This is a genomic window from Bacillus sp. FSL R5-0709, from assembly GCF_038004785.1.
GTDB classification, from domain to species: Bacteria; Bacillota; Bacilli; order Bacillales; family Bacillaceae_G; genus Bacillus_A; species Bacillus_A mycoides.
In genome coordinates this window covers 669,938-684,486 of sequence record NZ_JBBORT010000001.1, presented here as the reverse complement: position 1 = coordinate 684,486, position 14,549 = coordinate 669,938, and the positions used below count along the sequence as shown (strand labels likewise).

Here is a 14,549-nt window from a genome sequence, read left to right as displayed (position 1 = left end):
ATTCAGTCTATTGAAGAAATTATCGATTGCTCTAATGAAGGAAAAGAATCTGTTCACCGTTTACTTATTGTAATTAATAAATTAGGTGAACAATCTCAGCGCACGTCTAATAGTATGAATCATTTAAGTGAACGCTCAAAAGAAATCGAGCAAATCGTAGAAGTAATTCAAAACATTGCTGCGCAAACAAATTTATTAGCGTTAAATGCAAGTATTGAAGCTGCACGTGCTGGAGAGCATGGAAAAGGATTCGCTGTTGTTGCCAATGAAGTAAGAAAACTAGCAGAAAGCACAGCGGAGAGTACAAAAAACATTGGCAATTTAACGAAAAAAATCCAAGAGGAAATTGAAAAAGCGTACGAAAATACAAAAGATAATTTACATTTAGTTGATGAAGGTGTAGAAATGAGCGCCGATACTAACGCTAGAATTGAAAATATTTTAATAATGATTCAAACATTACAAAGTGGCGCTACAAATGTTATTAAAGCTATCGAAAACCAAAAATCTTGTAATGATGATATATTACGAGAATTTGCAAATACACAGCAAATGTTCCAAAAATTAAATACTACTATTATGAATCATATTCATGATGCTGAAAAAGTCGATGTTCAATTATCAAAAAGTCTTCAAGAAACAGTAGCTTCTCATTAATAATAAAAATCCCTTATACCGGTATAAGGGATTTTTATTATATTTCGAATATTTATTTCTTCTCAATATTCATCCTCTCTTTTGCTATAATGGAAAAGTTGTTTCTTTCGACTAATAAACAAGGAGGTTATTATGGAACAATTTTACTACATTTTAAAATATTTAATTCTTGGTCTGTTCCAAGGGCTAACAGAGCCAATTCCGATTTCTTCAAGCGGTCACCTCGTTTTAGCACAGCATTTGCTAGGACTAAAAATAGAAGGGTTTAGCTTTGAGCTACTTGTTAATTCAGCTTCATTATTAGCTGTATTACTTATTTATAGAAATGATTTAATTCGTCTAACAAAGAATGGTCTATCTTATATATTCACAAGAGCAGAAGATGCAAAATCAGATTTCTTCTTTATTATTTACCTTGTTATTGCAACCATTCCAGCAGGTGTAATTGGAGTTTTATTTAAAGATTATATCGACCACTATTTAAAAGGTGTTAAAATGGTTGGGATTTCCCTTCTTATTACTGCTATCGGCCTTTGGATTATTCGAAACTTGCGTGGACGTAAAAATGATGGCGACCTTTCTATGAAAGATGCAATCATTATTGGTCTAGCACAAGCTTGCGCACTAATTCCTGGTATAAGCAGATCAGGTGCTACAATCGTGGCAGCAATGTTACTTGGTATGAAGCAAGAAACAGCTCTTCGCTTCTCATTCTTACTATACATTCCTGTTAGCTTAGGTGGTTTATTGTTAAGTATTACAGACATTGCAAACGATCCAAATTTAGATACATTATTTGTACCTTATATTGTTGCTTTCATCGCAACATTTGTCATGACATATATTTCATTAAAATGGTTTATGAACATTATGGCAAAAGGAAATTTAAAATACTTCTCTTTCTACTGTATTATCGTAGGTGTGCTAACTATCATTTTCTTATAAAATGAAACTTTAATCAGTGGGGGTTTTGTTCATCCCTCCTGATTATTAGCCCTCACCAATCGGGCTTTTACCGGCAGCAGGGCTCCCACCTAACTTCTTTGCTCCACCTGAATTTTGAGGTGGGAGTTTTACTGCCCACAAATAGCGGGATAAAAAACCACTTACTGCCCTCATACAGTAAGTGGTTTTTCCTTATGCATAAACTTTCTTTTCCTGACAATACAAGCGAATAGCATGTGAATTTTTTTGAAATAAATCATGTGTTAAGCGAATAATAATAAAATTTCGTTTTGTATTATCATGAACAAAAATCTGTTCCCCCTCTTGAAAACGCCATGTGCTTTCAAAAGTTGTAATATGATCCCCGCTTACCGAAAAAAGCTCATATTGCATATCATGTACCCTCTTTCAACTTGTATAATCATAATATCTTTATATTGAACTTATTATAACTTAATCTATTTTAAATTTGTAATTTTTTCTATTTCTAGCTATTTCAACTTTGTTTTACATTCTTTTAAGCGCTATAATGATAAACGAAATTTCATTGAAAGGAGCTTCATTTTGACTGCATATTTATTTCCAGTAAAAACAGCTTTTATTTTATTTCCTATTTTAGCAATGTTTCTATTAATTCCTTTTTTAATATTTAATTATCGAAAATACGGTTATTTAAATAAATGGCGCTCATTTATTTTATACTCATTATTACTTTACTTATTAAATGCCTATTTTCTTGTTATTTTGCCGTTACCACAAACGTATGATACTTGTAGCCTACAACCCGCTAATACACAGCATATGCAACTCTCACCATTTTATTTCATACAAGAGATTAGTAATCATACATCGGCAATTTTAACGAAACCTACTACTTATTTCTTGTTATTAAAAGAATCTGCATTTTTACAAGTTGCTTTTAACGTTCTATTAACCGTTCCATTCGGTATTTACTTACGTTATTATTTCCGACGTAGTTTCTTACAGACTATTTGTATTTCTTTTTGTCTTTCACTATTTTTCGAGCTAACACAAGTGACTGGACTATATGGTATTTATAATTGTGCATATCGCTTATTTGATATCGATGATTTGTTTTTAAATACACTAGGTGGCGTAATTGGTTTTATCATTGCACCAATATTTACGTACTTCCTTCCGAAAGCAAACGAGTTAGATAGTCGTATTGATTTGGAAACGAAACCAGTCGGATTCGTTCGTCGCCTTATCGCGATGCAAATTGATTGGATTTTCTTATCTATCGTTGTACCTGTCATTAAAAACAAAGGAAATTCTTTCTTCATTTCTAATATCCAATCTTACACAAATGTATACGAACTCCTTTTCATTACATGTTCAATCTTAATTTACTTTATTATCATCCCATATTTTACAAATGGAAGAACAATAGGGAAAGCGTTGCTTCGTATTTACATTAAAGGACAAGCAGAGCGTATTACACTAAAAGAATTATTCATTCGTTACGGTATATTCTATTTCATTTTAGGTGGAATCAATTACATTCTTTCTAGTAGCTCTATTTTAAATCATACAGAGCCTTTAGTATTACTAGTTATACTGTTATTCCAATTTGTAATTAACGGGCTATTTATTATTCATGTTTTATTACATGTATTTAGCAGTGATAAATTACTATTTTACGAGCGTATTAGTCATACAAGAAATGCAATTACACTTAAAAAAGCTGACAAATACTAATTTGTCAGCTTTTTTTCATAATCGTAAATAAATTTTCTGTATAAGGGCTTAAAAATATTCCTGTTTCATCTAGTGACTTCCTCACTTTTAGAAACGAATGCAATTCTGGATATATATTTTGCAATTTTTCGTACGTTAACGTATGCATTTTCCCCCAATGTGGGCGCCCTTCATACTTTAAAAAAATTTTCTCCACTTCACCAAAATAAGCGGCATACTTCATACCTTTATACATATGAACAGCTATATACGCTGAATCTCTTCCATATGCTGGACTGAGCCATATATCATCACCTCTCACGTAGCGGCATTCAATCGGGAAGTGCACCTTATACTTTTTCTTTTCAATAAGATTTGAAATTTCTTCTACAACAGCCCTCATATACTTTGAAGGGACACTGTACTCCATTTCATAAAATGGAACTGTACGTGATGTAGCGAACACTTCATAGCTTGGTCCAATTATTTTCGTGTTCGGTACAGCCTTAGCTGATAATCGGCTTACTCCTTTACTTATAGAAGGAAACCATTTACACCCTTTAGATAATAAAGAGAACATCCTATTTTCAAGTAACTCCACCTTTAGTTTATGCCATTTCAAATCACTTTCTTTACTCGTTGTTTCGTTTGTAAATTTCACTTGTACTTCATCTGAATAAGGAAAAACGAAAAATTCAAAATGACGATTCTTCTTATATTCTTCTAGTTTGTTCATTACAGTAGACAATGATTGTTTTTCACTTTCATAAACAAGCGAATACGCTGGGATAACCTTCAATTTTATCTTTACAATGATACCTAGCATTCCAAGCGACAACTGAAATGCTTTCCAATATTCGGCGTTCTCGGTTTCTGAACAAACTATACTCTCACCTGTTGATAAAACTGCCGTGATCTCTATAACTTGTGTTGATAAACTCCCAAATGTAACACCCGTCCCATGAGTTCCCGTACTAATCGCTCCTGCAATAGATTGTGAATCAATATCTCCTAAATTTTCTTGCGCATAACCTTTTTCCTGAAGTAACTTCCCTAAATCATGTAGCTTTGTTCCCGCCCATACTTCGGCAACCTTCTTCTCTGCATCAATATTTGCAATGCCCTTCAATTCATCTAAAGAAACTAAAATTTCTTCCGTTTGCACAAGAGGTGTAAAAGAATGCCCTGAACCGACAACACGAATTTTCTTTCCTTTTTTTCGTGCAAGCCCCACAACTTCTACTACATCTTGTATACTTTTTGGATACATCGTATAATGCGGTGTTCCTTCTACATTCCCTGTCCAATTTCTCCATTTTTGTCCCTTTATAGAAAGCATTGTCCATCCCCCCGATATGTTGAATACTCTCCAACGATTTCCCCTTGTTTAATGCGATACAAAACAGGAAAACGCTCACATAACTCTCCAGCTTTACTATGACGAAACAAGATAGAATCTCCTATCGCTACTCGTTCCTCACCGTCATAAAAAATTGGCGTTTGCACTTCACCAGCACCTTCTAAAGCTAATAGTTTTGCACCACCCGGTCGCCAAACCTCAGGCTCTTTATCTTTACCAACTGCACCTGAGGCAATATATCCGCCACCTAGGCAAGTATAAATAAAAGGAGCCGGTTTGCGTACAACTGGTAAAGCAAATCCGGCAGCTGGCTGAAATTTTACTTCTTTATAATAGTCAAACAGTTTAGGAGAGTAAAAGGCGGATCCTACAGTAATCTCTGAAACTGAGTTATCTTGCTCAGTTGTTTTTATACTTCCTGTTCCTCCCCCATTTACAAATCTTAGTTCAATACCAAGGTTTTGTATTTCTTTTACGATACGTTCTCTTCTTTCTTTAACCTCTAACACTGATTGCTTCTTTAAATACGAAACAGCTTTACTTTTCATCCATTGATTCGGTATATGATCCCCCACCCCGGCAATTTGAGCTTCATATCCCATTACACCATCTAGTATTAAATATGATGAGCCCTTCACCTTTTCTACTATTTTCAAAGCGCTCTGCACATCTTTTACCGGGGATCTTTTTACACCAAAATGAAATTTCAAAAAACGACTACTCATATCAATATCCAAACAAACGCGAAAACACCCTTTAGACTTCTCAGCAATTTTTTCTAAATAAGTAATATGGTCTTCACAATCCACCATACAAGTTATAATGTGCCCTTGCTTTGTCAGCAAACTAATTTCATGTAAAGCTCTTTCATCATAAACAGGATATCCGAGCAATAAATCATTAAATCCTTGTTCAATTAAAAACAAAGCTTCTCTAGGAGAAAAACACATAATACCTTGAAAGCGATTATTTGCAGCCAAAATCTTTTTCATAATTGGAACAGAGCGTAATGATTTACTCGCTATACGAATCTTCTTATCTCCACTTAACTCTATAATCGATTGAATGTTCCTCTCTAAAGCCACTTCATCTAAAAATGCACACGGTAATGGAACTTCCTTAAAAATTCCTCTATCCACAGTTTTCTCTCCTCTTCTATATATGTCTTATACATATTGGAAAGAAAGAATGATTTTCCTGTTTTCAAATAAAAAAAGTTTCTTCTTTACGAAGAAACTTTTTCAAGGCTACTCTACTTCATAGAAATAGTCGCCTCTACTGGATAATGATCCGAGTAATCATTATATGTATATTCTTTGAGCCATGACGTAACAGTCCATTGTGGCGATTTCGACTGTAACACCTTATTCTCTATATACGATGGATTAGCATGGTCCTTACTTGTAATAATATAATCTAAATACTCGGCAGGGCTATCGGGGAAGTTATATTTCGCAATACTGTTTGTCGTCGCATCCCAAGTTGCAGTATGTCCAGTATAAGATGGAATAGAAGCGTGCAATGTTTTGAACATGGATGCGTACTCTGAGTCACTATTATTCTCAGCATTTATTTTATTCACATTCATATCACCACCAATTAACACATACTCGTTATTTGGTATATTTTTATTTTTAATAAACTCTTGAATTTCTTGTAGCTGTTTTGTACGTACAGATGCTGGCGAAGTTTGTCCACACATATTATCTTCAGCTTGTAAATGTGTCCCAATTACATGAACGAAACGATCATTTTTCTTAACTTTTGTGTATACAAATCCTTTATTTGATAAGTTATCTGGCCCACATCCTTTTACAAATACATATTGAATCTTTTCAATGATTGGCCATTTACTTACAATAGCTACACCGCCATCTTCAGGGGTCGAAGATGAATAGTTACCTAATGTTTTATCCCATTCGTTTCCGTTACTACGACCTAATACTGCCGTTTGATTTGGATATTCTTTCTTCAAATTTCCTAATAAGCGATTTGAAGCGTTATTATCAAATACTTCATTTAATATAACAACATCTTGATTTTTCATATAATCCGCTGCCCCAATTAAATCAGCACGCTCATTTTGTCCCCAGTTCGGATATAAGTTCGTTGATAGCATGTACACATTATGCGTCATCACTTTTAATGTATTATTTTGATTTATAGACATTTCTGCTTGAGCTGAAGATCCACTATATAAAGCTCCTAAACCAATCCCAAAGCTAAGTACACCTTTTAGCAATTTACCTTTCACGTTTCATACCTCCATGTACTGTGTAGTGATAAAAAGGCCAAATACTCTATTCTGAGATTTGACCTTTTTCAAATATTTAACGATTTCCGTACGTATCAAACCAAAGCTGGATGTATCCAGCAGTAACACGTTGTGCATCCATTAATCGCGTACCTGTCATTGGTGTAACTTCAGCGCGCCATTTATCTGCATATTCTTGTGATACAGCTGCTTTCACGAACCAATCTTTCGTATTATCATTTACAATGCCAGAGTAATCTTGTTTCGCAGCTACTGCCGCTCCATGAATCCAATCTTCTGGATTTGTACCTTTCCAGTTCCAATATCCATTTCCATCCGTTACTTTATAATTATCTTTTATCGTATCTACAAAGTTTTCATATTTAGAATGGAACCCTTGTGGATACGAAAGATTTGTAAAGTTTGCCGCATGCATCGGTTGATTTACATCCCCTAAGTAATGAAGAGATAACCCCAAATAGAAGAATGCTTGTTTCATATCTTTATTTTTGTATGACTCACCTGCTAATTTGAAATATTTAGCTCCAGTTTCCTTTGCCTGCTTTGCAAATGGAATATAAGTTTTTCCATTGTCAGGGTCATAGAAGTGTGAAGCAAATGTGCTATTATCATAATAAGGATTTTCATAGTCAGCAGCATAAATACCGTTCTCTAACTCCGTACGCCATTCATTTAATAGTGCAACTTGATCTTGTTTTACAAGTGTTGTATTACGAGACATAATATCCATTGCACGGTTTACAATCCATAAATGAGAGTTTACGCCTTCTTTATGCTTATCTTCAGCAGACCAGCGGTGAACTATATTTATTCTACTTCCCCCATCATTTTCATGAGCAAATGCAACACTTTGTAACGGAGCTACTAATGTAATAGCTGCTGCTAAAGCAAGAACTTTCTTTTTCATCTGAAATCCTCCATTTTATAATTGAATTATTTTTCATATTTTGTTAGGATCCTACGATGTCTTCCGGTTAACCTATGACTAGAATATCCCACCTTTCACAAAATTTCTATCAATAAATTAAAATATGTAAATGTTCATATCATTATAACTTTATACATAGTGAATATAATGAATGAATACACTTACATTGTAATAAAATATTGTTAAGCTACTGCAAATACTTGTCTAAACTAATGTAAAAAAAGAGTAAAGCGATTAACCGCTTTACTCTTTTTTTCTTTTCGATAATATACTTGGCAGTTGCACATTAACTGCCAATTTATGAATAAATCCAAACACTAATCCAATCCCGATAAATATGTATAAAATCGTAAATACCTTTCCGAAATCAGTTTGCGGACTAAAATTCCCATCACCGACAGTCGTCAACGTAACCACACTAAAATATAGAGCGTCAAGAGGACGTAATCCTTCAACTGTACTATAAAAAATCGTACCAGATGTTAATGTTAAGAATGTTAATACGAATAATACTTGAAATTCTTTATCTTTCCACGCTCGTAAACAAGCTTTTAGCATCCGTTTCAATGTCAACATAAATGAAAGCATTAGACTTCCCCTTCCAAACAAAATACCTGTAGTTAAAGGAAAGTCTATCACCTTTCTGTATAGAAAAAAAGTAGCCCTCTTCTATTTCTAGAAAAGGGCTACTTTTTACTATTCTCTATTATTTAGGTGAAACAAGAATTTTCACTTGTGTTTTATCTTTTACAAGTGCTTCAAATCCTTCTTCAACAACTTGATCTACTGTGATTTTTTTCGTAATTAATTTCTCTGCTTGAATTTGGCCAGAGCTAATTAATTTAATAACAGCTGGGAAGATATGACGGTATCCAAGAATACCGATAACTTCTTTTTCTTTTAGTACAAGATTGTTTGGCGTAATTGTCGCATCTTTTTCCCACACACTAACAATTACAGTTTGTCCTTCAAAGCTTGTACTTTCAATCGCTTGACGAAGTACTACTTCGACACCTGTTACTTCAAAGCTCACATTTACACCTAAACCATTTGTTAAGTTACGAATTTCTGCTAGTACATCTTGAGTAGCTGGATTTAATACATAATCCGCACCTGCTAATTTTGCTAACTCTTGACGTTCTTTAGAAAGTTCTACTGCAATAACAGGAGTTGCTCCTGCTGCTTTAGCTGCTTGAATGACAAGAAGTCCAATTGGACCACAACCAAATACTGCTACAGCTTCCCCTTCTTTTAATTTACTTTGACGTACTGCATGAACTGCTACCGCTGCTGGTTCTACAAGTGCACCTTGTTCATACGTCATTTCATCAGGAATATGGTGGACCATATCTTCTGGTACTACTGTATATTCAGAGAAACCGCCGCCTTCTCCGCCAAGACCGTGGAAAACAAGTTGTTCACAAACATTGTAATGTCCATGTTTACAAGCTTCACATTTACCACAAGAATAAATTGGTTCTACAACGACGCGATCTCCCACTTTATGAGAAGTAACGCCTTCACCGATTTCAACTACCTCACCACTAAACTCATGACCTAAAATAACCGGTGCTTTTACGTGTGTTAATGGGTGCTCTTCTGTTGGAATAAAAATAGGTCCTGCTAAATATTCATGCAAGTCTGTTCCGCAGATACCACACCATTTCACTTTAATCTTAACTGCTCCTGGTCTTACAGTTGGTTCTGGTACTTCTTCTACTCGTACATCGCGTTGATTATGCCAAAGTAATGCTTTCATTTTATACATCCCTCTCTACGTATATACTTAACCTGGTGAAGTTTACCAATCTATTATAATACTTCTATCCATATATTTCAAAAAAACAATCTCAATTCCACTAAATTTTAACAAATAACGTTCAATATTTTGTCACTTTGTACTTTTTTCCACATCTGTTAATGCTAATTTCATTGCGGTTGAAATTAGCATTATGCCATAATAGCATAGGAGAGGTGAATATCGCTTGAAATATTTTATTTACTTTATTGTTATCGTAGCGTTTCTAGATACATTTTCACAATTACCTATTATGAGTACGTTCGCTCAAAGTCTTGGAGGATCTCCTCTTATTATTGGGCTAGTTGTCGGTATGTACTCATTCGCTAATATGATCGGTAATATTATTGCTGGCGCTGCTGTCGATAAATTTGGTGCAAAAAAAATACTTTATATAAGCATGGGACTTACGAGTTTCATAGTCTTGTTATACACCGTTGTTCAAAGTGGTGAACAACTATTAGTTGTGCGCTTTATGCACGGCTTTAGTGACGGATTTTTAATTCCTGCTGCCTTTACGTTTTTATCAAAACAAACAAATTCAGCAAGACAAGGTAAAGCAATGGCTCTATCTGGTGCTGCTGTTGGAACAGCGGCAATTGTAGGACCGGCTTTCAGTGGAATTATGAAAGCAACTGCTGGTATAGAGTGGGTGTTCATCACCATTTCTATTTTAATGGTCCTTGGTACAATCGTATCTCTATTCTTCTTACCAAATAACGTATCAAGAAAAGATACCTCAAGAACACAAATGATGAACAAAGAAGATATGATTGAACTATTGAAATCAGAACCGTTATTGCAAGCATATATTGGTGCTTTCACACTAATGTTCTCACAAGGAATTGTCACTTATATGCTACCAGTGAAAGTTGAGGCATTAGCGCTTAAAGCATCTACAACAGGCATGATGTTAAGTGTATTCGGAATTACCGCTATCCTCTTCTTCTTGCTACCAACAAACCGTATTTACGATCGATTTAATCGTTCAAAACTCATGCTAATTGGGATTGCAGTAATGGCATTCGCGTTATCTTTACTTGGATTATTCGCAACAAAAGGTATGCTCTTTATCGTTATGATGATTTATGGCATTGGATTCGCTATCCTTTTCCCATCGATAAATGCATTACTTGTTGAAAATACGACAGATGATAAGCGCGGAAAAGCATTCGGATTGTTTTATGCTTTCTTCTCATTAGGAGTTGTTGCTGGCTCCTTTACAGTCGGAGCAATCGGGGCATCGCCTAGCGTCAGCTTCGTTATCGGAACTGCATTCTTGTTAACATTTGCTGGAATGATTTTTGTAAGAAGCAAAGTAAAAAAGACAATGATGGGTTAATTCCATCATTGTCTTTTTTTAAAATGCATATTGATATAATCCGTAATATAATGGCAGCGTTGGGATAATACCAATTAATTTGAATATAAAAGGTAGCGGGTCATCCTTCTCTTCATATAAACGTAAAACAAAAACGGCACTCAAAGTCCAAATAACACTAAACAGGAAGATGCATTTCCAAACGAGTGGGGTTACTATCTCTACATCAAAGACAAAACCAAATAGCCCAATCCACGTGATTATAGTCACCACAAAATCAAACTTTTGAATTAGTGTTTGAAACATGCCTCTTACTAGCGAAGTTATAGTTAATATCGCTATAATTACTAAATAAACTTTCCACAACATAATGATAAGCTCCTATTCAACTTTTGACTTTCAACAAGCCGTATTTAATAAACAATATGGCATTATATTTTTCATAAAGATAATACAACGGATAACAAAATAAGAAGAAAATAAGTACAGTTGGTACATCATCTATAATAGAAAAATATTTTACTAGTAATTCCTTAATACTCTCTCCAATCATAATAAACAGTGGAATTATACAAATTGCCGCTAATATTAAACATGGTGTGATCCTCATTTCTTTTAATTTCACCTTACAGTGTGGACACCTGAATGAAAAAGGATGCGGGAGATCAATAATATGTTGTGCAGTAATATTCCCTTCACACTGTGGACATTCAATTATTTCTTTCATTTAGTTCACTCCTTTCTATCCATAAAAAAGAGCCCTATCGAATAGAGCTCTTTGATTGCCGAATATATCACTTTTGTGTATAGCCAAATAACAATGTAAATAAATTAAACTGTAAAGGCAATACTACATTTCTTCTTCTACAAAGAAAGTGTATAAATACCGACGATACTTCGACAATTTCCTCGGAAATATTTCCTTTACCCACATAATTTGATACACTACATATGAACAGACAATTGTATTACATAAGCTAAAATAATAACTTAATGTACAAATTAAAAAGCACACTCTTCATATGAAGAATGTGCTTTTATGTTATTAACGTTTAATCCAAACAGCGCCTGCCGATTTATCCTCTGCCTGTCCAACAACTTGGAATTTAAGTCCAAGGTTTGGAACTTTTCTTCCCGCGTCTGCAATTTGTTTGTTACTATATACTTTTGAATCATCAAAAGTTGTAACACCTTGTAATCCAGAATAGTTAAACTGTCCACGTGTTAATGAATTTGCACTCCATGCGGGTGTTTGATCAAATGAAAAGGCAGCGTCTGCAATTTGCATGCCTGTATTACCATACGCTGGTTTCCCGTTTAAATTCCCAACAAACGCTTCTGGATGAGAGTCTACAACACCAAGGAAGCCTTCACCTGGATGTACCCCAACCCAGTTATCTTTGAAACTATCATCTGCATACCAAACGACAAGACCAGTATTATACACTGGACCTTTTCCTGCTTTTAATCCATTATCTGATCCAGCATAGTTTCTCCACTCTAAATAATAATAATGTTGTTTCTTCTCTGTCCCATCAGAAACAACGAATCCATTTAACTGCATTTTAGATGTTCCTTCTGCATCATCAGAAAATACTACTTGTCCATCAACTGTTACATTTACATTATCCATCGCGAAACCTTTATATGTTAAAGCTGGATCTGTAATATAGTCGAATTGTAGTTTCACTTTCTTCCCTTTAAATTGACTTAAATCGTATGATTTATCAATCCATTTTCCATCTGTCGTGTCTTTATCTCCTTGTACTACTTTTTCTCCAACTCTATCAATTAACGTCTTCGTTCCATCTTCTGTTACAGCATGTACTTCGATGAAATCACACTCTGCTTCTAACTCATAATTTGCTTTATAATCGAATTTTGCATTTGTTCCTTTTGTTAAATCAAAGAATGGTGTTTCTAACGTTGTATGCATATCATCTCCTCTTGTACTATAATATGCATGCTTTCCAAACTCCGGTTTAATTGTTTCAACACTTTTACCTGGTAAGTTAACACGTACAACGCCTGGACGATTGGATTTCGTAACACTTTGATCAATATATGTAGGAACTCCTACACCACGCTTAATTTTATCGTAATCTACTTCTAAAATTTTTGCCCAGTTACCACCCATATTTTTTTGTAAGAAATCTTTATTTTGTGGTGAGAAACTAGTTGGCTCTGTTCCTGCGATTTTTCCTGTCCAGCTACCTCCACTCATTAATGACCACGCTTCAACAGGTGAACCAGTTCCAGTATATTTCGTGTCATATTCATCCGGTAAACCAAGGTCATGTCCAAATTCATGCGCAAATACACCTACTGCTCCATCTTCTGGTTCAATTGTGTAATCATGCGCTGCTACTTTTCCACCAAAGTAATCTACATTTGATTTTGTACCTTCAATCGCTACTGGATCTATTGCTAATTTTGAACGATGTGACCAAATTGCATCATCACCTAATTTACCGCCACCAGCTTCTTGACCAACACCAGCATGGATTACCATTAAATGATCAATTACACCATCAGGTTCATTTGGATTTCCATCACCATTTGTATCATATCTATCAAATTGATCAAATTGAGATAAATCTAACCCTTTCTCAGCAGCTGCATGTAAAGCTTCTTTCACTAAATCACGTGCGCCTTTTGGTCCTTTATTATCGTGACCACTACTACCATCAGCACCGTAGTCAGACGCTTTCCCTGGCACAGTTAGCCATTCGGTTACATATCCATCCGTCGTATAACTACCGCCAGACTGCTCTTCATAATATTGTTTAAACGTTTTTACTTTCGAACCATCAAATAGCTTGTACGGCTCATTACCAAATAACATTTTTTGATAATGCTCTCTACTAAAGTCTTTCGAATACATATACCCTGGCGTTTGATCAATATTATTATGTTTATAATCACTAAATTCAACGAGTAATACTAATACTTTATCATTTCGAACCGGTCCATTATATGGCGCTTGCTTTGCTTTAGAAGTTGGAACTTGCCCATTCAATTGATTTTTATTTGGTTCCGGTTTTTGCTCAGGGCTAACATTTTTTTCAGGTTTCTTTACTTTCTCCTTTTCTTCCATTTTTTTCTCTTTTACTTTTTTCACAAAATCAGATGCCTCTTTAGCAGTATCCGCTGGAAGAATTTCTTTATTTGCCTGATCCCCTTGTTTCTTTTCAATATATTTCTCTACAGCCTTTTTCGTCTCTTCTTTAGAAGATGCTGGATTAATTGTTCCTCTTTCCTTCAGTGCTTCCGCTAAACGATCTTCTTGAATTAAATTGTAATCAATTGGTGTTGTAGACACACTTTCTTTTGCTGGCGTTTCTGCGTATGCTAACGGAGCACTCATTACAGCTGAGCATCCGATGATTGTCGCGATCGTTAACGATGACAACACTTTAAATGGCGCTTTTTTTCTCATTTTACTCATCCCCTTGTATCAATCTTAAACTTCAGATAAAAATACGTAATCTATCCTCCCTTGTATAATAAAAGACATGATTCTATAAGCAATAAGCTTTCTGTTATAGAATCATGTCCTCCAGTTTT

At 34.8% G+C, this 14,549-nt stretch carries 13 protein-coding genes and 1 pseudogene; 4 read left to right on the top strand and 10 right to left on the bottom strand.

Annotated features, from left to right (window positions below; genetic code table 11):
• Nucleotides 1-138: 138 nt before the first annotated feature.
• A pseudogene (locus MKX37_RS27400) lies at nt 139-657 on the top strand (methyl-accepting chemotaxis protein); the annotation flags it as partial.
• A 132-nt stretch (nt 658-789) separates the two neighbouring features.
• Nucleotides 790-1,602, top strand: a complete 813-nt coding sequence (locus MKX37_RS03415) for an undecaprenyl-diphosphate phosphatase (RefSeq protein ID WP_002010553.1) — start codon at nt 790-792, stop codon at nt 1,600-1,602.
• Nucleotides 1,603-1,794: 192 nt separating this feature from the next.
• On the opposite strand, the gene MKX37_RS03410 is transcribed toward MKX37_RS03415, so the two are convergent.
• Nucleotides 1,795-1,995 (bottom strand): hypothetical protein, encoded by a 201-nt coding sequence (locus MKX37_RS03410; RefSeq protein WP_016126567.1) that lies wholly within the window; start codon nt 1,993-1,995, stop codon nt 1,795-1,797.
• Nucleotides 1,996-2,166: 171 nt separating this feature from the next.
• Here MKX37_RS03410 and MKX37_RS03405 point away from each other — a divergent pair, with 171 nt between their 5' ends.
• Nucleotides 2,167-3,321 (top strand): VanZ family protein, encoded by a 1,155-nt coding sequence (locus tag MKX37_RS03405; protein ID WP_002188324.1) that lies wholly within the window; start codon nt 2,167-2,169, stop codon nt 3,319-3,321.
• A gap of 4 nt (nt 3,322-3,325) precedes the next feature.
• On the opposite strand, the gene MKX37_RS03400 is transcribed toward MKX37_RS03405, so the two are convergent.
• The 6 genes from MKX37_RS03400 to bdhA form a co-directional block, all read right to left on the bottom strand.
• A complete protein-coding gene (locus MKX37_RS03400; protein WP_078422235.1) occupies nt 3,326-4,639 on the bottom strand; it encodes a D-arabinono-1,4-lactone oxidase in 1,314 nt (437 codons plus the stop codon).
• Nucleotides 4,627-5,799, bottom strand: coding sequence for an amino acid deaminase/aldolase (locus MKX37_RS03395; RefSeq protein ID WP_078422236.1), 1,173 nt, complete (start codon nt 5,797-5,799; stop codon nt 4,627-4,629). The genes MKX37_RS03400 and MKX37_RS03395 overlap by 13 nt, the downstream gene beginning before the upstream one ends.
• 113 nt (nt 5,800-5,912) lie before the next feature.
• A complete protein-coding gene (sph, locus tag MKX37_RS03390) occupies nt 5,913-6,914 on the bottom strand; it encodes a sphingomyelinase C (RefSeq protein WP_078422237.1) in 1,002 nt (333 codons plus the stop codon).
• 76 nt (nt 6,915-6,990) lie between these two features.
• On the bottom strand, nt 6,991-7,842 hold the full coding sequence (gene cerA / locus MKX37_RS03385) for a phospholipase CerA (protein ID WP_002029789.1): 852 nt from the start codon (nt 7,840-7,842) through the stop codon (nt 6,991-6,993).
• A gap of 264 nt (nt 7,843-8,106) precedes the next feature.
• Entirely contained in the window at nt 8,107-8,451 is a 345-nt protein-coding gene (locus tag MKX37_RS03380) for a potassium channel family protein (RefSeq protein ID WP_000948238.1), read from the bottom strand.
• A 118-nt stretch (nt 8,452-8,569) separates the two neighbouring features.
• Entirely contained in the window at nt 8,570-9,622 is a 1,053-nt protein-coding gene (bdhA, locus tag MKX37_RS03375) for a (R,R)-butanediol dehydrogenase (protein WP_000645834.1), read from the bottom strand.
• A gap of 226 nt (nt 9,623-9,848) precedes the next feature.
• Here bdhA and MKX37_RS03370 point away from each other — a divergent pair, with 226 nt between their 5' ends.
• A complete protein-coding gene (locus MKX37_RS03370) occupies nt 9,849-11,003 on the top strand; it encodes an MFS transporter (RefSeq protein ID WP_002125260.1) in 1,155 nt (384 codons plus the stop codon).
• Between the two features lie 18 nt (nt 11,004-11,021).
• Here the strand turns inward: MKX37_RS03370 and MKX37_RS03365 are convergent, their stop codons facing one another.
• The 3 genes from MKX37_RS03365 to inhA2 form a co-directional block, all read right to left on the bottom strand.
• Entirely contained in the window at nt 11,022-11,351 is a 330-nt protein-coding gene (locus tag MKX37_RS03365) for a hypothetical protein (RefSeq protein ID WP_002125259.1), read from the bottom strand.
• A gap of 16 nt (nt 11,352-11,367) precedes the next feature.
• The gene (locus MKX37_RS03360; protein ID WP_002125258.1) at nt 11,368-11,709 is read right to left on the bottom strand and encodes a hypothetical protein; all 342 of its coding nucleotides are present in this window, start codon (nt 11,707-11,709) and stop codon (nt 11,368-11,370) included.
• Between the two features lie 318 nt (nt 11,710-12,027).
• Nucleotides 12,028-14,421 (bottom strand): M6 family metalloprotease immune inhibitor InhA2, encoded by a 2,394-nt coding sequence (gene inhA2 / locus MKX37_RS03355; RefSeq protein WP_002125257.1) that lies wholly within the window; start codon nt 14,419-14,421, stop codon nt 12,028-12,030.
• Between the last annotated feature and the right edge of the window lie 128 nt (nt 14,422-14,549).

Coding starts and splice junctions, on each gene's coding strand:
- MKX37_RS03415 (WP_002010553.1), top strand. CDS start 790: ATGGAACAATTTTACTACATTTTAAAATATTTAATTCTTGGTCTGTTC.
- MKX37_RS03410 (WP_016126567.1), bottom strand. CDS start 1,995: ATGCAATATGAGCTTTTTTCGGTAAGCGGGGATCATATTACAACTTTT.
- MKX37_RS03400 (WP_078422235.1), bottom strand. CDS start 4,639: ATGCTTTCTATAAAGGGACAAAAATGGAGAAATTGGACAGGGAATGTA.
- cerA (WP_002029789.1), bottom strand. CDS start 7,842: ATGAAAAAGAAAGTTCTTGCTTTAGCAGCAGCTATTACATTAGTAGCT.
- MKX37_RS03380 (WP_000948238.1), bottom strand. CDS start 8,451: ATGCTTTCATTTATGTTGACATTGAAACGGATGCTAAAAGCTTGTTTA.
- bdhA (WP_000645834.1), bottom strand. CDS start 9,622: ATGAAAGCATTACTTTGGCATAATCAACGCGATGTACGAGTAGAAGAA.
- MKX37_RS03365 (WP_002125259.1), bottom strand. CDS start 11,351: ATGTTGTGGAAAGTTTATTTAGTAATTATAGCGATATTAACTATAACT.
- MKX37_RS03360 (WP_002125258.1), bottom strand. CDS start 11,709: ATGAAAGAAATAATTGAATGTCCACAGTGTGAAGGGAATATTACTGCA.
- inhA2 (WP_002125257.1), bottom strand. CDS start 14,421: ATGAGAAAAAAAGCGCCATTTAAAGTGTTGTCATCGTTAACGATCGCG.